Source organism: Bacteroidales bacterium, assembly GCA_029210725.1.
GTDB lineage: Bacteria > Bacteroidota > Bacteroidia > Bacteroidales.
The window spans coordinates 262,630-285,597 of record JARGFM010000001.1 but is presented as its reverse complement, the minus strand read 5'-3'; the positions used below and the strand labels follow the sequence as shown (position 1 = coordinate 285,597).

The following is a 22,968-nucleotide window of genomic DNA, read 5'->3' as shown; positions in this document are numbered from 1 at the left end:
CGAACCGCTATAAATTTATGTGGTAAGAACGTCTTTCTTATGTATCAAAGATAAGGAATTCATCTTAACAAACAGCATCAGAAATAACCAAAATCGGGCCCTTGGTCAAAAATTTCGGCTAAAATCCGGTTTGCAAGCCGACTTGCACCGATTCTGAACCTTTCCGGCTTAAGCCATTCTTCCCCCAAAATTTCTTTTACAATGTGATAATAGAGCAGTGCGGTCGGGGTATCTGAAATTCCCCCGGCAGGCTTAATTCCAATTTTCTTTCCCGTACGGTTGTAGTAGTCTCTGATGGCACAGCACATGACAATCATGGCTTCAGGTGTTGCTCCGGGGGTAATTTTACCGGTGGAGGTCTTAATAAAATCCGCTCCGGCACCTATGGACAGGAGAGAAGCCTTGCGAATGAGGGAGAAATCTTTCAGACTGCCTGTTTCCAGGATCACCTTCAGATGCACCGGACCCATGCACTGTTTAATGACCTGAATCTCATATTCAACATATTCCAGGTCATTCATGAGAAATTTTCCCACCGGGATAACGGTGTCGATCTCCTCTGCTCCCTGTTCAATTGCCTGTTCGATCTCCATAACCTTGATGTTGGTAAAGGTCTGAGATGACGGGAATCCCCCGCCTACCGATGCGATATTGATCATGGGATTATCCAGTTTCTCCTTTACCACGGAGACCAGCTCCGGGTAGACACAAATGGCAGCGACACCCGGCATATCTGGAAATGCTTCCCCCAGGCGGTTTACTTTGTCGCATAATTCGGAGACATTCACCACATTGTCCTGCTCACTCAGGGTGGTCAGATCGATCAGGCTGAAGATCTGCTTCAACAGCTCTTTATCATTCCCCTGGGGTTTGGCCGATTCTGTTTTTTTCAGGTATTGCTGAAGCTCATCCTGATCAACCGAAAGCTTAAAATCATCGAGGATTTTCATGTTCTGGATCTATACCATACAATTTATCATTTTGTTGATGACGGTCAAAATCCCGTGCTGTTTTTTTCTCCAGATTCTTTTGAAGAGCCAGTTCCAGGTCTGTTCCGGTCTGATTCGCCAGACATAGCAGAACGAACAGCACATCAGAGAGTTCGTTGGCCAGGTCTTCTGCTTCTATCCTGGCAGAGCCTTTTGATTGTTCACCATACCGCCTGGCGATAATTCTTGCGACCTCTCCAACCTCTTCACTCAGAATGGCCATATTGGTCAGTTCGTTAAAATAGCGGACTCCATAGGTGCTGATCCAGGTGTCCACGGCTTTCTGCGCCTCTTTAATGGTCATTATTCCCTGTTTTTTGTATCGATGCTTATGGTAACGGGTCCGTCGTTGCTCAGTTTCAGTTGCATGTAGGCGCCAAATTCGCCGGTCACTACGGGTTTACCGAGCTCCTTTTGTACCTGCCTGATAAAGGCCTCATAAAGGGGTATGGCAGTCTCCGGTGGTGCAGCCCTGATATAAGAGGGCCGGTTCCCCTTTTTGGTGCTGGCGTGCAGCGTAAACTGGCTGACAATCATGATATCCCCGTTTATTTCGCTTACCGAAAGATTCATGATCCCCCGGGCATCATTAAATATCCTGAGACGTATGATTTTTCCGCTTAACCAATCGATATCGGAAGGTCCGTCGGACTCCTCAATACCCAGTAAAATGACCAGTCCCGGCCCCATCTTTTTAGTGGTGCCCCGGTTTATGGTAATGGCGGCATCAGTTACTCTTTGAATAAGAGCCCTCATGAGAGATTATCATTCACCATCCTGTACAGGGCCAGGCGGTTGATGGGCTTGGCGATATAATCATTGAACCCTGCCTGGAGACATCGATGCCGGTCATTGTTCATGGTATAGGCAGTCTGAGCAATAATAGGAATGGAGGGGTGCCGTGATTTGATAATTCGCATGGCTTCATAACCATCCATAACGGGCATGTTCAGGTCCATCAGGATCAGGTCAATTCCTCCTTTGTGTTTGGTAATTATCTCCACCGCCTCTTTGCCGTTTTTAGCCCGGAGCACTTTTGCATCGGCTCTTTGAAGCAGAGTTTTCAGGTAGTAAAAGTTCACCTCTTCATCTTCAGTGATTAAGACTACACGATTGTTCCAATGATAGTCTGGCATTCCCATTATGGGAGCGGCCTTTTTAGAGTCTTGCTTTTTCATGTCGGGGCATTATAGAATCTAATATTGAACACCATCTAATAAACAGGAAAAAACATATGGGCCGGGAGATAGTTTTAAACAATTTGGTAAAGTAGTGGTCTGCTTATTCCAAGTGCTAAAAACTCCACTTAAACCGCAAAAACCCGAAGGTATTGTTCTCTCTTTCTGTATGGCCCCCCGGGTCCTTGAACTCTGCTGTAAAATGCTGGAGGATCAAGGAAAGGTCAAAATTACTGCTTAGTGAAAGATCGAAGGAGGGTCCCAGGTACACACCTTTCCACTCCGGATACCAGATTGTAGCAAAACCACCGTTGAGGATCGGGGTCAGTGGATAACTCATGTTCCCAAAGTGCGACCATGTGGTAAAGCCCAGGTTTTTTACATCCAGGTTTCCTGAATAAAATTCCAGAAAACTGTAAAGGTCCAGATCCTTTGCAAATGCAGAATAGAGGCTCTCCAGCTGGATCATCAGAGAGTTGGAAAAGGTATAATCAAAGCCCACAGAAGTCATCAGATACGTGGTGGTATCCCTGAACTGGTCCAGGTCTCTGAAATAGCTAAGCTCTCCACGCAAGGCTGAAGAGCCTATATTTCCACTCCATCCGACGCCAAGGATCAGGTCCTCCTCCTGGTAAATCCCGCCCAGTAACTGGATATCGAATCCCCGGGAGTTAAAGCGAAAGTAGGCTGCAGCGGTGACCCGGTCGGCACTGTCCGTCTTGGCGGCCAGTTCAATGGCAGAGGCATTTCCGGTGTAATAGCTTACTCTTAAAGCGTCGCTGCCTGGTCTTTCGGGATAGTCTACTTCGAAATAGGAGTAGCTGTTGAAGATATCGTTCGGGTTCCAGACAAGGGTCTGTCCCCAGTTGATTCGCTGTCGTCCCGCTTTGATTTCCAGGTTGCCAAAGGTAAACTGGAGCCAGAGCCGGTCCAGCCCGCTGCTTAACACGTAGCCGGCACTGTCTCCCAGAGTCCCTTCCCTTATCCAGCTCATATCCAGCCATCCCAGGTCTCCATCTATGGACCTGGCATAGCCTGGAAATTTCCGGACGGTGTTTCCAATGATGACCCGGTTTCTCATCTGGAGGGTCCCCGAGAGCCAATCTGCCGGGTAAAATTCCAGGTTGAGGCGATTATGGAGGGTATTTTCCCAGAGCCAGTGGTCCGGGATCCGGTAGACGGTTTGCATATCTGACAGGTAAGCACTCAGGGAGATTTTTTCCTGGCCCCTGGTTTTTCCTGCAGGCAACGAAAGGAAAATTAAGGTATATAGTTTTAAGCGCTGCATATACTAATGATTCCTGCGCTCGTCGGAAATCACCCTCCCGTCTTCCAGGGTAATAACCCTCCTTGCTTTTTTGACCACACGGGCATCGTGGGTGGAAAAGATAAAAGTAATCCCTTCTTCCCTGTTCAGCTCTTCCATGATGTCCAGCAGGGTTTCGGTGGATTTTGAATCCAGGTTGGCGGTTGGCTCATCGGCCAGTACAAACTTGGGTTTGGAGGCCAGGGCTCTGGCCACGGCCACCCGCTGCTGCTGGCCACCCGATAGTTTTGAGGGCCGGCTGTTGATCCGGTCCGCCAGTCCTACGGCTTTAAGCAGTTCGCAGGTACGTTCATCACGTTCCTTTTTGTTCCATTTCTGCAGGCTCATGATAAATTCCACGTTTTCTTTGGCCGTGAGCACCGGAATCAGGTTGTACGATTGAAAGACAAATCCAATGTTTCTCATTCTGAAATCGATCAGTGCAGAGGGTTTTAACTCAGCCAGATTGGTCTGATCCACCAGAATGGTACCCTCGGTGAGAGTGTCCAGTCCCCCGATCATGTTCAGAAGGGTGGTTTTACCCGATCCCGAAGGACCCACAATAGCTGCAAATTCTCCTTTTTCAAAGTCCAGGGAGACACCGTTTACAGCATGAACCTGGACCTCTGAGCTATTATAGATTTTGTGTACCTTATTAATTTCCAGGACTTTCATGACAGTTGTTTTATCAATGGATGTTGAAATTTATTCGGTTCGTAATGCTTCAGCCGGATCCAGTTTCAGAGCCTTTAAGGCCGGATAAACGGACGACAGGATACCAGTGAAAATAATCAGGATGGTTACAGTGATGAAGAATGAGACGGAGATAACAGGATAGATATGGGCGGGGTAACCCATTGCTTCCAAGCCTTCGGCATAGGAGGCAAAATTGATCCCCTTTCTGGATGTAGCCCAGATCACTGCCTGGCTGATGATCATACCCAGCACTCCTCCAAGCAGAGAAAGGAATACCGATTCAAGCATAATCATATTAAACACCCTTTTTTTATTCATGCCTATGGCTGTCAGCATCCCCAGTTCTTTGGTCCTTTCAAGCACGATCATCAGCATGGTATTTACGATGCCAAAGGCAAGGGCGGCCAGAATAATGACCATGAAAGCGGCGTAGAACTTCTGTGCCATGCCGGTCATCATGGCCAGATCGGGCTGAATTTCCTTCCAGTGCATCACCTCCAGTCCAGGGAGCTTATCAGCCAGTAAACCGGCAACTTCTTCCGTGGTTTCGATGTCCCCCAGGCGAAGTACTAACTGGTGGTATTCATCCTGGGTGATGCCAGTAAGCCTGGCCAGATTTTCCTTTTCCACAAGAACCTGGCTCATTTCGTACATGGAGTTCTTGATATCATATACTCCGGCGATCCGGAATACGGCCCCGGTTTGAAACTGCTCGTTGTCCAGGAATGTCAGGGTCATTTTTGAACGGGCCCGGAAGCTCCAGGCCTCCTCCTTGATAATTGCACCATATTGGTGTTGCTCCTTCACGCTGAGCACAGCTTTCACCTCCCTCAGGAAAGATTTTTCGCTTTTAAACCTTTTTCCCGAGAACGGCGCCAGTTTTTCCAGAATCTCTTCCGGCACCCCCCGGGAGGCCAGGTTGTCAAGCACCTCTTTTTCGATCTTATAACGAATGATATTCAGTTCCTTGGCCAGTTCATTACCAATATAGGCCAGGTTCTGCCCGCTCTCCTGTTCAAAAAAGGTGCCGGTTCCCGGAATGGTGGTTTCGCAGAGGCGCAACACCTCCTTTTCCTGCCGAGGATCAATACCCAGGATCTGTACACCGACGCTCCTGGTGGCTGTATTGGCCATTGCGGTAAGGATAATCCTGGAAGTAAGCGCCTCTATGCCCGGAGTTTCCCGGACTATGGAAAGCACCCGTTCAGGATTTTTCACAAGCAGATGTATGTCATAGTTGTCGCGGAAACCGGGATCGTTGATATGAATATGTCCGATCTCTTCATTCAGGGCCGCATCTACCCTTTGTTCGATGGCTCCGTTCATGACGGCCACCGCAAATACGCCGCCAAAAATCCCGATGGTCACCGAAACAATCACCACCAGGCTGCGGACTTTGTTGCGCCAGACGTTCAGCCATGCTGTTTTCCAGATCATATCTAAGTATATTATGCTCGTAAAGCGTTGACGACTTTCATTCCGAATATCTTTCTCAGGGGATACCCGATGGCAATAAGCACCATCAAAGCTACAATGACCATTTGCCAGATGTAATAGGTATCTATGCTCCAGAAGGCCATTTTAGGTTCAAAACCATAGTCCTCAAACATAAGGGCCATTTCCCCTTTGAATAAGAGAGGATGTTCCACACCATAAAGGATAATCACGGAAGCTGCCAGCAACCCGGCCAGGATTCCCAACAAGCCCATTAGTAAGATCTCGATGGTCATGATGGAGGCCAGTTTTTTCTTTTGCATACCGATGGCCACCAGTACGCCAAATTCTCTTCTGCGTTCTGCAGTCAGCATCAGTACGGTGCCAAATACCCCAAAAGCAATGACCAGATAAAGGATTCCCAGCATGATCATTCCACTTTTGTTATCCGCCTCCATCTGTGAGACCATCACTTCGTTCATTGTCCGCCATTCCATTACAGTCTGGTCCTCAGAGATAAGAGTACGGATTCTATGTACGGTAGCGTCGATGGCTTTGTCGCGGTTATCCTGCACGGACAGAGCCAGGGAAGTCAGGTTCCCTTCGGCATTGAACAATCCCTGGCATATATCCAGGGGGAGGTAGACAATCTTATTGTCGATGTCAGGCAGGGGAAGCTTAACGATTCCTTTAATTTCATATTTTCCTGCAGCCGTGGTGGCATGGTATCCCTGGCTGATCAGAACAAGGGTATCCCCGATGCCCAGATCCAGGTACTGGCTTAATTTGTAGCCTACCCAGACACCGGGTTCACCGGGATGAATACGTTTATTCTCAAACCGGCAGTACTCCTTAATAGCGGGCATCAAAGCTGGTGCATCCTTGTTCGATATACCCAGGTCCAGTTGCAGGCGGGCCGCATTTGCATAGGCGGAGTTTTCAAACAGGGGCAGCAGTTCTTTTGTTTTCTCCGGAATACTGGCATCGCGGGTAATTTTTTCCACGGCTTCGGGGCTAATTTGATAGGCTACCATTTTGTCCAGCACCTTTGAGAGGTGCTTCTCCCTGCCGGGATCTACTCCCATCACCAGAACCCCTTTGGTTTTGGGACCGTTTGAGGCCAGGGCAAAGGATTCAAAGCGGGGGATGGTGGCTGTCACATTTTCATCGTTCAGGATCTTCTTTTCCAGTTCGGGGTCGTAACAGAAAGTATTGTCCACAATTTTTTCATCCCAGAAATCCTTTTGCTGGACCTGGATGTAGCCCGAATAGGATTCAATGGCATTCTTGTACATGTGATCGTAAGAACCAAGCTGAATGGATCTCATCACCAGGGCAAAAAACACGGCGAAGAAAATGGATGCGGAAGTAATCATGGACCGTCGCCGGTTTCTCCATAGATTTCGCCATGCAAAAATAAGATTGTTCATCGCTATTTGTTTTGCATTGTGATTAGCGGACGCGTTTCATGTTCTGCTGGGAGAAAAAATTCTCCCGGATGGGTTCGTTGAATTGCACTTCCTTGATCTCAATGATGGTTTTTTGTCCCTCCTCCTCGGCCGGAACAAGCTCTATTCGTGTGGGAATTAGGCGATCATCCATAAGTTTTATATCTGAACCTGTTTCGGTCCTGACCAGGTAAGCGTCCTGGTCGTACAGTTCAGATTTCAGAAAGAGAAAGTCATTTTTATCGATCCAGCGAATCTGGTGTCCCCAGATCACTGCGGCATCCTCTTTGGCCACCATTTTGATTTTGTAACAAAGATGGCCATCCACCTCTTCCTCTCCCAGGATTTCATGCATATAATCATCTAAAAGCGAAGATTCTTTCAGTATGTCATCATTGGTATGATCAGAGCCCATCCATCCCTGTGACATCATGGACGGGGGAAGTTTGATCAGTCGGCTGATGGTGGGATTCCAGTTCCACATTTCATTTTGCCGTTTCAGAAAAGTCTGTCCTTTATCTCTGGCCGGAGCCGTGATCAGGGTCAGAGAATATTCTTTTCCGCTGGTCCAGTTCTTAAATTCAATAGTTCGCTTCCAGTTTGGCCTGACAATGGTCATAGCCATGATACTGGTACTGGTTTTTTCGCCATTGAACTTCTCGTCGGCTCTGCGGATGATTTCGCTGGCTGAGGGCTCCTGGCCCTGCAGGGGAAAGCAGACGACCGGCAGAAGGAGGAGGGTAAGAATTGAAATTCTTGTTTTCATGGTATTTAAGTTTCTAATCAAATGGTTTTCTGGTACACATACGGATGACGCGCTCCTCAAAGGACTGTAAGAGCTTATCCGGCAACTCCACATCGGGATAGGCATAGACCATTAGCATCCCAAAACCCTCAATCAGGGCTGAGATGGTTAGCATTTCCAGGGCAGGGTCCTCAAACTCCATTACGGTGAAATATTCCACCAGCATGGGACCAAATTGATCCATCAGATTTTTAAAGGGCTTCCCTTCCAGGAACTCTTTGACCCCTGGCTGAAGAATGATGCTGATATAAAGAGTCCAGAACTGCTGGTTTTTTCTGATGCTGGAAAAGATCTTCCTGATGAATCCATGCAGTTCTTCAGAGGTCAGAACCCCGTCATGGTCAGGATCAAAATAATCCAGTATTCCTCTGATGCCATTTTCAATAATGGCCACCAGCAGGGATTCCTTACTTTCAAAATAGTTATACATCAAGCCCTTGGAAATACCAGCATGTTTGGAAAGCTGTGCAATGGAGCAATTTGCATAACCTTCCCGGGCAAAGAGTTCCAAAGCAACATCCATGATCTGTTGCCTGCGCGATACGCGCATTACTTCAAACTGTTCGGGTGTACGAGGGCACATATATTAATGACTGACCGTTCGTTCAAAGATAATGTCCTTTCATGGAAAAAAGCAAATTTTCCGGTCCTTTTTTTGCATTCATTGTAACTTTCCCCGTAGCTCATCGTCTTATTTACGCAATCAGATTGGTTGAATGACAGTAGGGGAGTATAACAAGGCAGTGGATGCATACGCGGACAAGCTGTACAGGTTTATTCTGAAGAACCTGAAAGATGTTGTCGTGTCCGAGGACATCATTCAGGACACCTTTGAAAAGTTATGGATCAAACTGGAAGAGGTAAGTGCCCTGAAGGTAAAAAGTTACCTCTTTACTTCGGCCTACCATACCATGATTGATTATATCAGGAAGGAGAAGAAAAACAGTCATGTGGATTTGTCAGGCTCTTATGAAGAGTCCGTCACAAACCAGTATTCAGACCTGGGTGAAGTGCTGGAGAGCGCAGTTCAGAATCTGCCTCCGGATCAGAAAGCGGTAGTTATGCTGCGTGATTATGAGGGATATTCCTATAAGGAGATTGCCGAAATAACCGGTCTCAATGAATCCCAGGTCAAAGTCTATATTTACCGGGCCAGGGTTTATCTGAAGGCTTACATAGGATCCATGGAAAAGGTGATATAATTATGAAGATTGACAGATATAACTACGAAGCGTTTTTGCTTGACCTGCTGGAGGGGAGCTTGTCTGTCGAGGATCAGCATGAATTGCATCATTTCCTGAATCAGAACCCCGATTGCCTGGTGGAGTTATCGGAGATAGAGCCCTGGGTTCTTGAGGAGGATAAGACCGGTTTTCAGAATAAGCAGATCCTGAAGAAGAAGTTCCCGAAAATCTCAGACAGATTGGATGAACACAACTTCGATTTATTCTCCATTGCCAGGATGGAAGAAGATCTTAGTGATACACAATTGTTGGAACACGAGTCCATGGTGGAATCAGATGATTTTAAATCACAGCAATGGATTCAGTGGCAAAATACCTGCCTGGTCGCAGAACCTGTTGTTTTCCAGGGAAAAGAAGGCTTGAAAAAGAGAGACCGGCAGAAAATGCCTGCGCTCTGGACCAGTGTGCTTTCCGTGGCAGCAGCTCTTGCCCTTTTGATCGTCCTGTTCTTATCGGGACCTGATTTTTCTGAACAGGAACTCTCTGTTCAGAAACCGGCAGAGAATGAAATTCAACAATCCCCGGATGTTTCTGAGCGGGCCGGTCCTCAGGTGGTGAATGAGGAACAGGCCAGTCAACAGGCAGAAGCAGTTAAACAAGAAAGCAATGTGATGTTTTCCATAAAAAAAGATCAGGAGCGTCCGCCTGAACTTAAAACCAAAGAGGCCACGGTCATACAGGAAAATCTGCAGCCCCGTGCCTTACGGATTTCATCTTACCCCTTGAATGCTGCATATCGTCCTGGCAAACCCCGGAAAGATCAGATCAAAGCGCTGGATGTTCCGCCCGTATCCATTCATTTGAGCAGCTTATCCCTTGGACAGATATACGAGATGGATCTGCAGGAGGTACTTGTCGAATATACCCGGGAGAAGGACTTTTCACTGTGGACCATTGCCAGTGCAGGTATTAAGGGGATTAATAAAATTGCGGGATCGGATATTTCTTTGCTGGCCTCCAGGGACCAGGAGGGTGAATTGACGGGATTTCAACTGAAATCCAGACACTTTTCTCTGACCAGACCCCTGGGACAGGAAGAATAATTGACAGGGCCATGCAAGCTGTATGCAAAGCCCTTCTCTTTTCAGGGAAGGCTGCCGCTCTTTTGCAGAAAGAATTTCAGTGCCTGAAGATTATGATGGTGATAGTTTCACTACTTTTGAAAAACCATGAAAAAGGGTGAAGGGACCGTCATTAAATCCACAGGAAGTCAGTATCTGGTGAAGATCGGTGATAAGCGGATTATCCCTTGCAGTATCCGGGGGAAGTTCAGGATCAAGGGTATCCGCGCCACTAATCCTGTTACAGTTGGGGATCATGTGAGGTTCGAGTGGCTGGAAGACGGGGAAGGCGGAATCATTACCTCTATTCAGGAACGCTCCAATTACATTATTCGAAGGTCATCCAATCTTTCGAAGGAATATCAGTTGCTGGCCGCCAATGTGGACCAGGCCTGGCTGATGATCAGCATGATCCTCCCCAGGACACAGACCCCTTTTATTGATCGCTTTCTGGTGTCTGCTGAAGCTTACAGGATTCCGGTCATTATCCTTTTCAACAAAACGGATCTGTATGGATCCTCTGAAAAAGAAGAGATGGATCATTTGAAAGGGATATACTCAGAGATCGGCTACACCTGTATGCAAATGTCACTTCAGACCCGGGAAGGAGTGGGGGAAGTCCGGCGGGAAATGACCGGTAAAGTGAATGTGATCTCCGGGAATTCAGGGGTGGGAAAATCCACTCTGATCAATGTGCTGGACCCGTCGATTCGTCTGAAAACCGGGGAGCTTTCTGATTACCACAGAACAGGAAAGCATACCACCTCCTTTTCCGAAATGTTCGAACTTCCAGGAGGGATCAGGATCATTGATACCCCGGGCATCAGGGGTTTCGGGACTATCGATATTGAGCGCGAGGAACTGTTCCATTTCTTTCCCGAAATATTCAGGGCCAGTAAGAAATGTAAATTTCACAACTGTATTCATATGCAAGAACCCGATTGTGCTGTAAAAGCCGGGGTAGAGCAGGGAACCATCAGTGAATTCAGGTATATCAACTACCTGATGATGATGGAGGAGGATGGAAAGTACCGGTAAATTCAGCTCCATGTTGTTGGTAACTATCAATGGGTTTTTTAACCGCGATAGAAAATAGTTTATAAGTTTATGGATTACAATCTAACCGCTTGATGATCAGAAGTAATATAATAACAGCTTTCACCCTTTTCCTGGTGCTTGCCCTGAATGGAACGGCCATTCTTCATGTAAACCAGCGATATAATGATTACTTGAATCGAACGCTGTTTTCACAATCCCGTCTCTATGGCGAGCATATGGAGACGACCCTCCTGCAGTTCTCCAGCGATATTAATCAGGAGCTTAACAAATACGACTATTCAGAGATATTTAAGGATCCGGAGAAGTTCCAGGATGCCAAGCGGGGGATTCGGCTGTTCTTTACCAAATACAGGGACCTGGTCACCAGGATATCGGTATATGATAACCGAAAGAATTTCTTTGCTCTCTATCTGGAGGTAAATAATAATTTTGGGAAGGAGGACGTATTTGTCGTGGACAGCTTTACAACAAGAAGGCAAATGGACCTCTCAGTTCTGGAAAGGGTGGAACAGAATGGTTCCAAACTGGAGTATCATTATCCATATTTCGGACCGGATATTGTGGAGGGTAACGTGGTTGTGCAGGTGGATCTGCAGCGCTTCACCGAAAGGGCTTTCAAACTCTATCCACAGGTTTCGGATAGGAGCTGGCAATGGGTTCTTGATTCAGACGGTCAGATTATTATAGATAATTTCAGGGCCGATACCATTCTGGTCGAAGATCTGCAATTGCTGAGTGATAGTATTAATGCGGAAGCCAGCGGAATCATTGAGCACTTGATTATCGGGGTAAACGGAGGCAGGGAGAAGGTTCAAACGGCCTATTATCCAATTAGTATCTACTCCAGAAAGATGGGGGTTATGCTTTCCCTCGGGAAGGGGGAGATATACAGGCTATTTGTCCGTAATAATTTGATTATTGGCATCTTAACACAATTACTGATCACCGGTCTGGTGGTCTATCTGCTTTTGTTGCTGGGAAGGCAAAAAAGAAGCGAGAAGAAACTGATGCTGTCCGAGACAGTTTTAAGGCAGATTATTGAGCATTTTCCCATGGGGATCCTGATTATCGATAAACAGAACATTATCCGCAATATGAATAGCGCAGGCCAGAGAATGTTGTTCCTTGGAAAGGCAAGCGACCTGGTGGGGAAAGATTTTTCGAAACAATTTCTGGTTTCAAACAAATATCTTCTGAGTGATGGACCCAGTCCGTTTATGGATGATTCCCATTACCTCTATTATGAGAAGGATGGGATGGAAACGGTCATCTACAGGTCGGAAAAGACCGCTAATATCGGGGGTGAAGAGCTGAGGCTCATTGCGCTTATTGATGTCTCTCCACTGGAAAGATCCAGGAAAGGAGAGGTCGCTGCAAACAAGGCAAAATCAGATTTCCTTGCTGCGATGAGTCATGAGATTCGGACACCCATGAACGGAATCCTCGGAATGGTCAACAGCCTGCTTGAGCAGAAGGAGAATAAGGAGCTGCAAGGTAAAATACAGGTCATTAAAAGGTCTGCGGAGCTTTTGATGACCATCATAAATGATATTCTGGATTTTTCGAAAATCGAGGCCGGCCGCATGATGCTGGAGGAGATTCCCTTCAACCTGAATGAAGAGATGGGCCTTGTGGTGGAACTGTTTAAGCCACTGGCAGAGGAGAAGGGTTTGAAACTATATATCGATATCCGCCCCGACGTACCCAATAAACTGATCGGGGATCCGTTCAGGTTGCGCCAGGTTATCTCCAATTTGATTAGTAATTCCGTGAAATTTACTGAAAAGGGAAAGATTGTTATCGGGGTCACCCTCATGGAATCTTTTAAGAATCATGTGAATATTCTCTTTACCGTGGAAGATACCGGGATTGGAATTCCAAAAGACCGAATCAAGGAAATCTTTGGCAGTTATACTCAGGCCAGAGGATCGGTGCAGCGTAAATTTGGTGGAACCGGCCTGGGAACAGCCATTGCCAAACAGTTGGTGGAGCTTATGCATGGAGAAATCTGGGTGGAGAGTCCCTCCACCATTAAAACTGATGAGGAATATCCCGGATCAAAGTTCAGCTTTACCATCGAGGCCTATTCCAACGAAAGGATCCCCAAGCTGTTTGATTACAACAATATCGCCAGGCTTAGTGAAATCAATGTATTAATTCTGACAAAGGAGTCTGACCCGGAAAGGAACTCCATGGCCCGGATGCTGCAGAAATTCGGACTGAATGTAATCACAAAAATTTATCAGGACAGCACGGTCGATAGTGTGATTCATCATCTGCAGGTCAAATCGGCCGATTATCAGATGATTGTACTTGTGGATAAGAATCAGCTGGATGGTTTTGCCCTGGCCCAGGGGATGAAGACCAGTAAGCTTATCGACCACTATCCCGTTGTCCTGGTAAGTTCAAATGATAAGACAGGCAACTATAAAACCTGTCGAAAGCTTGGAATCGACTACTATCTGATAGAACCTTTTGAAACCAAGGAGGTCATTGATATTCTGGACGAAATTTATCCTGGTATCGAAGACCGGAAGGTTCTGGAGCCTATGATCAATGCTCTGCCGGAAGAGCTATCCATTCTTCTGGCCGAGGACAATCTCATTAATCAAAAGGTGGCCCAATCCATTTTTAAGAATATTGGTTACGAGATCGAGATTGCAAAAAACGGGACAGAGGCAGTTGAAATGGTGGAAAAGCAGAAATTCGATATCATATTCATGGACCTGCTCATGCCTGAAATGGATGGATATCAGGCTACCGAAAAAATCAGAGAAGCAGGTTATACTCTTCCTATTATTGCCATGTCGGCAGATGAGACCAATGATACGAGAAGAGCTGCATTTGAGGCCGGAATGAACGATTATGTGATGAAGCCGGCCCGCGTAGAAGGTGTTAAGCAGCTATTAATCAAATTATTTTCAAAAACCATTTAGCTTCATGCGTTCACATGATTTAGATTACAGGATTATCGGAGATGATATCCAGCTGGTTGAAATTGAATTGGATCCCCGTGAAACCGTTATTGCGGAAGCCGGCACCATGATGTATATGGACAGCCAGATTGTGTTTGATACAAAAATGGGCGACGGATCAGATCCCAACCAGGGACTTATGGGAAAACTCCTCTCGGCAGGCTCCCGTGTTCTTACCGGTGAATCCCTGCTTATTACTCATTTTACCAATCAGGGCAGCACTAAACAGAAGGTAGCATTTGCAGCCCCCTACCCTGGAAAGATTATTCCCCTGGAATTGTCATCACTGGGAGGTTCCCTGATCGTGCAGAAGGATGGATTTTTATGTGCCGCCAAAGGAACAAAAGTCTCCATTACCCTGAACCGGAGGATTGGTACCGGGCTGGTTGGCGGAGAAGGTTTTATTCTGCAAAAGCTGGAAGGGGACGGAAAGGCATTTATGCATGCCGGAGGTACCGTTATTGAAAGACATCTGACCAATGAAAGTCTGAAGATTGATACAGGCTGTGTCGTGGGATATACTCCGGGCATCGATTTTAATATCGAAACCTCCGGAAATCTGCGTTCCATGATTTTTGGCGGGGAGGGTATTTTCCTGGCCACACTGAGTGGAACCGGAACGGTATGGCTTCAGTCCATGCCCATCAGGAAGCTGATCCAGGCTATTTCACCCTATGGAAAAAATGTGAGAAAGGAGGGTAGCTCCCTGTTGAACAATTTTCTTGAACGGTAAAGCATTTTCATTTTCCGGACATGGCTGAACTGTTAAACATTGAGTCCTTTATCTCCCTTTCAGCCAGGTTCCCGGTCATTGATGTCCGTGCCCCTTTGGAGTTTCAACAGGGACATATACCTGGAGCTGTTAATATTCCACTGTTTGACGATCACGAAAGAAAAGTCGTAGGAACTGCTTATAAACAGGTGAACAAAGAGGCAGCCATGTATGCAGGGCTTGACTTTGCGGGAAAAAAGCTGGTTAAACTGGCCAAGGAGGGGGAGCGGATTGCCGGTAAGAAAAGGACCTTGCTGGTACACTGCTGGCGGGGAGGGATGCGAAGCAAAAGTATGGTCTGGCTTTTTGAAACCCTGGGTTTGACCTGTTATCTGCTTGAAGGAGGTTATAAAACCTACCGGGCCTATGTCAGAGAAGTGCTGGAACGTCCCCTGAACCTGCTGGTCCTGGGCGGGCGGACCGGTAGTGGGAAAACGGCCATTCTGCATCATCTGGGTCAGAGCGGGGAGCAGGTGATCGACCTGGAGGGCCTGGCGCATCATAAAGGTTCAGCCTTTGGCGCTCTGGGTGAAATTGAACAGCCCACAACCGAGCAGTTTGAGAATGAGTTATGCCTGGAAATGTTGTTACTCGACCCGGGAAAAGTAACCTGGATTGAAGATGAGAGCCGAAACGTAGGCAGGTGTGTGATTCCCGTGGAGCTGTATTCAAGAATGAAGGAATCCAGGATGATCTTTCTGGATATCCCACGTGAACAGAGGGCCTTACATCTGGTAAGCGACTATGCAAAATATGAACAGGAAGCCTTAAAATCATGTATATTGAAGATTGAAAAAAGACTGGGAGGGAAACAGACAAAGGAAGCCCTGGAATCTGTCGACCGGGAAGATTACTTTCAGACGGCTATGATTACACTTTCTTACTATGATAAAGCCTATATGCACTCCCTGGAGAAAAACCATGAAAAGTATCAGATTCTTTCGTCCGGGGATTTAGATCCGCTAAAGAATGCAGAACGATTGATGCAATATGAAAAAGAGAGAGGATATTGAGTTGCTGGCTCCTGCCGGGAGTTATGATTCGCTGACCGCTGCGGGGCAGGGAAATGCAGATGCCATCTATTTTGGGATTGAGCAGCTGAATATGCGTGCCCGCTCTTCTGCCAACTTTAAGGCTGAAGATCTTCCTCAAATTGTTGCCCGGGCCAGGGACCTGCAACTGAAAGCATATCTCACTGTCAACACCGTGGTCTATAACGATGAATTGATCCTGATGCGTAAAATCATCGACCTTGCATTAAAGCATGAAGTAGATGCCATCATCGCTTCAGATCAGTCGGTGTTGCAATATTGCAAAAGTGCAGGTGCCAGGGTTCATCTTTCAACCCAGTTGAATATCAGCAACATTGAAACCCTGAAGTTTTATTCGCATTTCGGGGAGGTGGCCGTACTGGCCAGGGAGTTGAACCTGGAGCAGGTCAATGAGATATCTGAAGCCATTGAACGGGAAGCAATTTTAGGGCCATCCGGGAAGCCCGTCCGCCTGGAGATGTTTATTCATGGCGCACTGTGTATGGCCATTTCAGGAAAATGTTACCTGAGCCTGCATGAGCACAAGCAGTCGGCCAACCGGGGAAACTGTTTCCAGGTATGCCGGCGGGGCTACAGAGTGACCGATAAGGACCGGGAGGTAGAACTGGATATTGACAATGAATATATCATGTCGCCCAAGGATCTGAAGACCATACATTTTTTAAATAAGATTCTGGATGCTGGAGTTTCGGTTCTGAAGATCGAGGGAAGGGCCCGGTCCCCTGAATATGTCAAAACCGTGGCCTCGTGTTACGATGAGGCGATTCATGCTTATGTAAATAATACCTGCACCCGACAGAAAATCGAGGCCTGGGATCAGCGCCTGGCCACCGTCTTTAACAGAGGTTTCTGGGACGGTTATTATCTGGGGCAGAGATTGGGTGAATGGAGTGAGACTTACGGTTCACAGGCGACCTTAAAGAAGGTTTACATTGGTAAAGGGACCAACTATTTTGACAGGATCGGAGTGGCTGAAATACTGATAGAGACCGGCAGCCTGAATGTGGGAGATAACATCGTAATTACAGGCCCCAGCACGGGAGCCATCGAAACTACGGTGAAGGAATTAAGGGTCGGCGATATAAGCTGCCAGACGGCCGGCAAGGGGGAGAAATGTTCTTTTCCCGTCGAACAGCTAGTGAGGCGCTCGGATAAAGTCTATAAACTGGTGTCCCGGTCTTAAGCCAGGTTCTTTTTCAGAATGATCCGGATAATGGTAGAATCCTGGGGGTCAGATGACAGCACAAAAATTTTCCCATCGTGATAAGATTCTATAATACGCTTTGAAAGGGATAGACCCAGGCCCCATCCCCGCTTTTTGGTGGTAAAACCCGGTTTAAATATGGTCCGGAACCTGGATTTTGCAATTCCCTTGCCGGTATCTTCCACATCGACTATCACACTGTTCTCGATCTCCACGGCATGCAGTATGATCCGGCCTTTTCCCTCGATGGCATCCATGGCATTTTTTAGCAGGTTTTCAATTACCCATTCAAAAAGGGTTTCACTGAGCTTAATGTTGATCGGTTTAGCGGGCAGGTCCAGGAGATAGTCAATGCTTTTTGGTCCCCTGTTTTTCATATAATCCAGACTCTCCTTCAGAACGGCACTCAGGTCGGAATCCTGAAGTGCGGGTCTGGAACCGATCTTTGAAAACCGGCTGGTGATCTTTTCCAGCCTGGAGGTGTCTTTTTGCATGTCACTGATCATGGAGGGATCCAGATCCGCTTCCTTAAGCAGCTCCATCCAGCCTATTATGGAAGTGAGAGGTGTTCCCAGTTGATGGGCCGTCTCCTTGGAGAGTCCGTTCCAGACTTCGTTTTGTTCAGCCTTCCTTGAAATACTGAATGCCATGTAGGATACCAGAATGAACAAAACAATCACTCCCAGTTGCACATAGGGGAAGAAAATTAACTGCCGGAGCAGGAAGGAGTCGCGGTAAAACAGAAGCTGATATTCTGCTGTACCCAGGTTGATCAGCAGGGAATCGTTCTCTTCGCGCGCATGTTCAAGTTGCTTATAGAGGTACTTCGGATTCTCTGCTTTTATGGAATCCAGGTTTTTATGACTCAGAATTTCGCCTTCTGCACTGGTCAGTATGACAGGGATATGCGTATTATTTTCTATGACCGAGAAGGGGAAGGCCAGTTCAGTTTCCAGGTCTGCACTGTTCACAATACCAACCGCTTCGGCCCATAACTCCATTTTTTTCCTTTCGGTTATTTCAATGTCGTTTACCAGTTTACTGGTGTACAAAAGGGAGCTCAAACCAATTAAAATGGCGGACAGAAAAAGAATCTGCTTCCAGCGCTGTTTTTTGGTGTATATGTTAGGCCTATTGTAATTTTTCACGCTTATTCATCAATTACGAATTTCACAGCGGGTTTTTTCTGAATGGTATCCACCTCCACTCTTTTATTGCGTCTGCGTCGATCCTCCAGTTTACTTTCAGCGCCTGAACTATCAGGTTTTTCTGAAAACTCAAATGTAAAGGATTCATCCCGGACTATCAGCGAATCATTTCTGTCAATCAATGTTTCATCATTCTTAAATAGCCCCAGTTCTTCTTTCAGGATTAATTTCAGTTCCTTTTTTTCCTGGTCGAGATCCTCACGAATCTTTTCGGCAGTCTTCTCTCTGTCCATTTCCACCTGAGCTCCGGAACCATCGTTACTTATTTTCAGAAAAAGAACGCGGGTATCGGAATCATCTTCGGCCATTTGAAATTCACTGTTTCTGGCGCGTCGTGCTTTGTTATAAAGTAATTCAGATAGTCTGAGCCGTAGACGATAATCATAATGGTTATTGAAGTGATGCGTTCCTGAGGCGGACATGTTCAGTGCATTGGTGTGGATATCCATGGAGGGAATAATGACCCGCTCATTCCGGATAAGGATATTGTTCTCCAAAGTCTCAAATTGGATATTCTGAAGCTCCTCCACCTCAATAAAGCGGGAGAGAGCCATAATGGGAGAAAAACTCTTCAGTTCCCCATCTCTTATGGTAACACTGTTTTCACTAAGAATGGTTTCTTTTCGGATGGCGAAAGTGGAATCGAAAGTGGACGAGAACTTACAGTTTCCGGAAATGCTTCCCTTCAGATGATCCTGTGTAAGCTGGTTCTGTCCAAAGTTATTAAAGGAATAAAAGAGTTTCTGAATGTCCAGGTTATATAGTGTTGAATTGACATTGACATAGATATCGCCTTCCTGTCCCTGGGCGATTAGATAGTCTCCTTTAAGGGTTCCATCTGTGGTTTGCATGGACAGGGAGTCCACCATTAATACGGGAGAATCATAGGTGGCGACTCCTCTGACCTTGCTGGCCTCGAAACGCTTCATTAAAAGATTGTTAATCACAAAATCAAGTTTCAGGTTGAGCTTTTGAGGAAAGCGTACGGACCTGTTTTCCTCCTTGTCGGTTCGGGAAAAATTATCGATGATTTCTTTCAGGTCAAAGTAATTGGTACGAAGGCTTGCAGAGGCCACCAGGGACTCCTCTTTCTTCAGCAGAAAGGAAAGCAGGTTCAGGCCTGAACCGGAAATATTAAAATCACTTTTCCCAACTAAACCGGAAATGGAGGGTTCCCAGAAATCATTCTCTATGTGAATGGTGCCATTCAGATTGCTAAAAGGAATATCGTCTTTATGAATCCGGAACATGGCATCTTTTAAGGATAGCCCCCCCGCAAAATCAAAAGCCAGAAATTTCTGACCCTTTGGCTTAAGCCGGTCATAGGTGCCGGACACCCTTACGTCGCTGATAATGGTTCCTTCCACTTTATCCAGGGGAATTTGCCTGTACCACTGAAGCCACTGTTCGGGATGGATATCTCCCTGAAGTTTGAAGGAGAAATCGGGATCGTAAAAGTTATGTATCCGTCCGCTAAGAGAGAGGTGGTCTTTTCCGATAACTGCAGAAAATGATTCAATATTTAAAGAAGTGGTAACAGGATTAAATTCACCTCCGTTCGAATAGGTGCCATTCAGATTCAGGTTCTTCAGGGAGAAGGGCAGTTTATCCCAGGATAAATTGGCTTTTGTGGTCTGAAAATCTGCTTCAATCTGAGGGGTCAGGGTGGAACTGACCATGCCTGTAATCCTGGAGTAAAGCTGAAGGACCCCATTGCCTTTGATTCCCAGGAGGGGATTGCTGATTTCACTGGGCAGGAGATCGAGAACCTCATGTATTTCAAGATCCCTTGCAGCAGCAAACAGGTTCATTTCAATTCCCTCACCCCGATGAACAGTGAAAAGACCATCCATGTCGGCTACAATGCGATCCAGCTGAAGATGTCCCGATTTGATGGTATAGACAGAGTCCCGGACATCCAGGTTAAGCTCAGCCTGAAGCTCTCTGTTTGAGGCATAGAGAACCCCTTTGTTGGATATTTCTCCCAGCCATCCCGTCAGAGAACCCCTGAGTTGTGTATTACGTTTGGAAAACTTTCCGTTGAGGTCGATCCGCTTCAGGATTCCGGTCGAGACCAGTTGTTTTGCCTGGTTGTTCAGGATGATGGAAAAATCATTGACTCTGAGGTTTGTCAGGTTCACCGGGGCGGCATCTTTTTGTTTTCCGGATGATCCTGAGACTATCTTGTAATTTACTTCTCCCTCCTGGTCTGTGTAAAGGTGCAGAACCCCTTCCGTAATTTCCAGCTGCCTGATATTGTATTTTTTACGGATCAGTCCGATCAAATTAAAAGTAACATTGATTTCATTGGCGCTAAGCAGGGTATCCGCACCTGGTCCGTTGAAATTCAGGGAATTGAATCTGTGGCTGGACCATACGGTAACATCCTCCAGATGGATGGAGGTATTGGGAAATTTCCGAAAAATTTTAACCCGGATCTCTTCTACATCCACTTTGCTGTCGAGGCCCTGGTTTATTTGTTCCATGACAAAGGCTTTGAGATCTTCCCCGTAAAACTTAACCACTACCACACCGGCAATGGTCAGCAGCAAGAGTATAATCAGGAGAAAGGCCGACAGGTACTCCAGAAAAATCTTTAAGCGCTTTTTCATTTTTTAGTTCAGAAATTCACTGAAATCATAAGTATGGTCCAGCTCAACCGGTGTCTGGTTAAACCTGAATATTCGGACAGACCGATTTCCGGTCAGGCTCATCTGATTATCTTCCACCCGAAGCATGCATCCCTCTCTCAGGCCAAGGACTGTGTCCCCGGTATTGGCGGCCAGGTATTCCATGATGCGGTCCTCTCTGGTTTCCCCTGCATGTCCGGGGGGATTCAGATCGGTATAGTGCGGATTGATCTGGAACGGTACCAGGTTAAATGCCTGAAAGCTATCTGGTTCGAGAATGGGCATATCATTGGTCGTCTTAATACTTGGACAGCTTACGTTGCTTCCGGCACTCCAGCCCACATAGGGGATTCCGGCCTGCACTTTCTCTTTAACCGGCCCGATCAATCCATTTTCCTGTATCATCTTGATCAACTGGAAAGTGTTTCCACCTCCTACCACAATCGCCTCGGCCTGCTTAATGGCAGCCACAGGATCGGTCTCATGGTGAATGGAGCTAAGCTCATGTCCGATTTCTGCAAAGCGCTCCTTTACCCGGGCTTCATAATCATCAAAACTGATGGTGACTCCGGCATAGGGAAGGAATAGGCAATTAAGACGCGAGCTTCCGAGGAAATCACGGATATGAAATTTCGGGTAATCCAGGTATGCTTCTCCGGCATTGGTTGAATTGCTGATCAGTAGCAGTCTCATAGGTTGGAATTTTAAGTTATGAAGCAAAGTTAATATTTTCGGAAAGGCCACCATTCAAAAAAAGCCGGCCGCATTCGGGTCTATCCCGTAGCGGCCGGCTTCACGGCAGGGGGTATGTTTTCCTTAAAACGAAAAAGCAAGTCCGATATTGAAGGGATAGAGTTCCGGACCGAGATCGGCTTCAAAGAGGGGTGTCATATAATAGGTAGCATAGAAGCCCAGGGCTTTGTAACCGGCTCTCGCCGTGACACCCCAGCGGAGAGGCGACAGGTTATAATCCCCTTTGACCTTTTCTTTAGATTTTTCTCCGCTGATTGTATATTTCATTTTTGTATTTGACCAAAGCTTTAATCCTCCAATAAGACCGGCTGAAAAATAAATCCTCTTCCGGGGGGCTGGTATTTGAAATTCCAGCAAAAGAGGGGCTGTCAGATAAGTAATATTCATTTTCGATTTACTGATGTTTCCCGCATAATCCGGCACATATGCCATGATTTCACTGGTAACGGGGTCCTTTCGGATGCTGTTCTGACCATCAAAACTGTAATTGATGAATTCGAATCCAAGTCCCGATACAACACCCACTTTATCCGTGCCCAGACCAAATCCATAATCGATAATATTTACATTCCAGTTCCACGATTTCCCGGTGTTCACATCCATATATCTTTCCTCCGGGGGCAGCGTCAGGGAGTAATCTGGAGTAACAAAATTGTTAAGTCCCACTTCCAGTCCGGAAAAGTGAGGTCTGAATCTTTTTTTCTTCTTTTGATTTGATTTCTGGGGAGGATCATCCATCTCGATGACTTTGATCTCTGTTCCCTCCTCTCCTTCTACAATGCTGATACCACGCGAACCCAGGATCACCTTCATGGTATCCCCGTTCTCTTCAACGATAAACACTTCATTTTCTCCCAGAGTAGCCCTGGATTTATCGGGGGTTTCAATCACTTTAACTTTGCCCGTTACACGGACCGTATTTTCTTCCTGAGGAGCCTCGGCGTTTTCCTCCAGGGCTGGTTCTTCCTCTACGGCAGGAGCTTCAGCTGCCAAAGGATCTTTTGAAAGGTCCGGAACAGTATCGATCTCCTGGCCTAGCAGGGGGAACATGATCATCCATGCAATTCCTGATATAATTATCTGCTTCATTTTTTCTGGATTTATAGTTTTGGTGGTAAGACGGAATGATCTGCAGGAAAGTTACAGGCTTAGTT

General features: G+C 46.6%; 21 protein-coding genes. 7 read left to right on the top strand and 14 right to left on the bottom strand.

The annotated features are described in order from the left end of the window. Nucleotides 1-77: 77 nt before the first annotated feature. From deoC to P1P86_01195, 10 genes are all read right to left on the bottom strand, one after another. Nucleotides 78-950: a deoxyribose-phosphate aldolase gene (gene deoC / locus P1P86_01240; GenBank protein MDF1573802.1), complete on the bottom strand. Its 873-nt coding sequence runs from the start codon at nt 948-950 to the stop codon at nt 78-80. Then, nucleotides 934-1,293 carry a nucleotide pyrophosphohydrolase gene (locus P1P86_01235; GenBank protein MDF1573801.1) on the bottom strand — a complete coding sequence of 120 codons (360 nt, stop codon included), beginning with the start codon at nt 1,291-1,293 and terminating at the stop codon, nt 934-936. The genes deoC and P1P86_01235 overlap by 17 nt, the downstream gene beginning before the upstream one ends. Next, nucleotides 1,293-1,745 carry a D-aminoacyl-tRNA deacylase gene (dtd, locus tag P1P86_01230; GenBank protein MDF1573800.1) on the bottom strand — a complete coding sequence of 151 codons (453 nt, stop codon included), beginning with the start codon at nt 1,743-1,745 and terminating at the stop codon, nt 1,293-1,295. Before dtd ends, P1P86_01235 begins: the two co-directional genes overlap by 1 nt. After that, nucleotides 1,742-2,167 carry a response regulator gene (locus P1P86_01225; protein ID MDF1573799.1) on the bottom strand — a complete coding sequence of 142 codons (426 nt, stop codon included), beginning with the start codon at nt 2,165-2,167 and terminating at the stop codon, nt 1,742-1,744. The genes dtd and P1P86_01225 overlap by 4 nt, the downstream gene beginning before the upstream one ends. A 115-nt stretch (nt 2,168-2,282) precedes the next feature. Beyond that, nucleotides 2,283-3,416 (bottom strand): hypothetical protein, encoded by a 1,134-nt coding sequence (locus P1P86_01220; protein MDF1573798.1) that lies wholly within the window; start codon nt 3,414-3,416, stop codon nt 2,283-2,285. Nucleotides 3,417-3,458: 42 nt separating this feature from the next. Further along, nucleotides 3,459-4,148 carry an ABC transporter ATP-binding protein gene (locus P1P86_01215; protein MDF1573797.1) on the bottom strand — a complete coding sequence of 230 codons (690 nt, stop codon included), beginning with the start codon at nt 4,146-4,148 and terminating at the stop codon, nt 3,459-3,461. Between the two features lie 30 nt (nt 4,149-4,178). Next, complete coding sequence (locus P1P86_01210) at nt 4,179-5,606, bottom strand: FtsX-like permease family protein (protein ID MDF1573796.1); 1,428 nt, start codon at nt 5,604-5,606, stop codon at nt 4,179-4,181. An 11-nt stretch (nt 5,607-5,617) separates the two neighbouring features. After that, a complete protein-coding gene (locus P1P86_01205) occupies nt 5,618-7,033 on the bottom strand; it encodes an FtsX-like permease family protein (GenBank protein ID MDF1573795.1) in 1,416 nt (471 codons plus the stop codon). Nucleotides 7,034-7,055: 22 nt separating this feature from the next. Continuing rightward, nucleotides 7,056-7,817 carry an outer membrane lipoprotein-sorting protein gene (locus P1P86_01200; GenBank protein ID MDF1573794.1) on the bottom strand — a complete coding sequence of 254 codons (762 nt, stop codon included), beginning with the start codon at nt 7,815-7,817 and terminating at the stop codon, nt 7,056-7,058. A 13-nt stretch (nt 7,818-7,830) separates the two neighbouring features. After that, entirely contained in the window at nt 7,831-8,439 is a 609-nt protein-coding gene (locus P1P86_01195) for a TetR/AcrR family transcriptional regulator (GenBank protein MDF1573793.1), read from the bottom strand. A 133-nt stretch (nt 8,440-8,572) separates the two neighbouring features. Between P1P86_01195 and P1P86_01190 the strand changes: the two genes are divergently transcribed. From P1P86_01190 to P1P86_01160, 7 genes are all read left to right on the top strand, one after another. Next, nucleotides 8,573-9,058 (top strand): RNA polymerase sigma factor, encoded by a 486-nt coding sequence (locus P1P86_01190; GenBank protein ID MDF1573792.1) that lies wholly within the window; start codon nt 8,573-8,575, stop codon nt 9,056-9,058. Nucleotides 9,059-9,060: 2 nt separating this feature from the next. After that, nucleotides 9,061-10,143: a hypothetical protein gene (locus P1P86_01185; GenBank protein MDF1573791.1), complete on the top strand. Its 1,083-nt coding sequence runs from the start codon at nt 9,061-9,063 to the stop codon at nt 10,141-10,143. A gap of 126 nt (nt 10,144-10,269) precedes the next feature. Next, on the top strand, nt 10,270-11,199 hold the full coding sequence (gene rsgA / locus P1P86_01180) for a ribosome small subunit-dependent GTPase A (protein ID MDF1573790.1): 930 nt from the start codon (nt 10,270-10,272) through the stop codon (nt 11,197-11,199). A 92-nt stretch (nt 11,200-11,291) separates the two neighbouring features. After that, nucleotides 11,292-14,156: a response regulator gene (locus P1P86_01175; protein ID MDF1573789.1), complete on the top strand. Its 2,865-nt coding sequence runs from the start codon at nt 11,292-11,294 to the stop codon at nt 14,154-14,156. Nucleotides 14,157-14,160: 4 nt separating this feature from the next. Then, a complete protein-coding gene (locus tag P1P86_01170; protein MDF1573788.1) occupies nt 14,161-14,928 on the top strand; it encodes a TIGR00266 family protein in 768 nt (255 codons plus the stop codon). 20 nt (nt 14,929-14,948) lie between these two features. Further along, on the top strand, nt 14,949-15,980 hold the full coding sequence (mnmH, locus tag P1P86_01165) for a tRNA 2-selenouridine(34) synthase MnmH (protein MDF1573787.1): 1,032 nt from the start codon (nt 14,949-14,951) through the stop codon (nt 15,978-15,980). Beyond that, nucleotides 15,958-17,202, top strand: coding sequence for a U32 family peptidase (locus tag P1P86_01160; protein ID MDF1573786.1), 1,245 nt, complete (start codon nt 15,958-15,960; stop codon nt 17,200-17,202). The genes mnmH and P1P86_01160 overlap by 23 nt, the downstream gene beginning before the upstream one ends. Here P1P86_01160 and P1P86_01155 read toward each other — a convergent pair. From P1P86_01155 to P1P86_01140, 4 genes are all read right to left on the bottom strand, one after another. Then, nucleotides 17,199-18,287, bottom strand: a complete 1,089-nt coding sequence (locus tag P1P86_01155; protein ID MDF1573785.1) for a HAMP domain-containing sensor histidine kinase — start codon at nt 18,285-18,287, stop codon at nt 17,199-17,201. The two genes, P1P86_01160 and P1P86_01155, sit on opposite strands and share 4 nt — an antisense overlap. Before the next feature lie 86 nt (nt 18,288-18,373). Continuing rightward, nucleotides 18,374-21,043: an AsmA-like C-terminal region-containing protein gene (locus tag P1P86_01150; protein ID MDF1573784.1), complete on the bottom strand. Its 2,670-nt coding sequence runs from the start codon at nt 21,041-21,043 to the stop codon at nt 18,374-18,376. Between the two features lie 3 nt (nt 21,044-21,046). Continuing rightward, nucleotides 21,047-21,754, bottom strand: coding sequence for a dipeptidase PepE (pepE, locus tag P1P86_01145; GenBank protein ID MDF1573783.1), 708 nt, complete (start codon nt 21,752-21,754; stop codon nt 21,047-21,049). Between the two features lie 123 nt (nt 21,755-21,877). After that, nucleotides 21,878-22,903 carry a porin family protein gene (locus P1P86_01140; protein ID MDF1573782.1) on the bottom strand — a complete coding sequence of 342 codons (1,026 nt, stop codon included), beginning with the start codon at nt 22,901-22,903 and terminating at the stop codon, nt 21,878-21,880. Between the last annotated feature and the right edge of the window lie 65 nt (nt 22,904-22,968).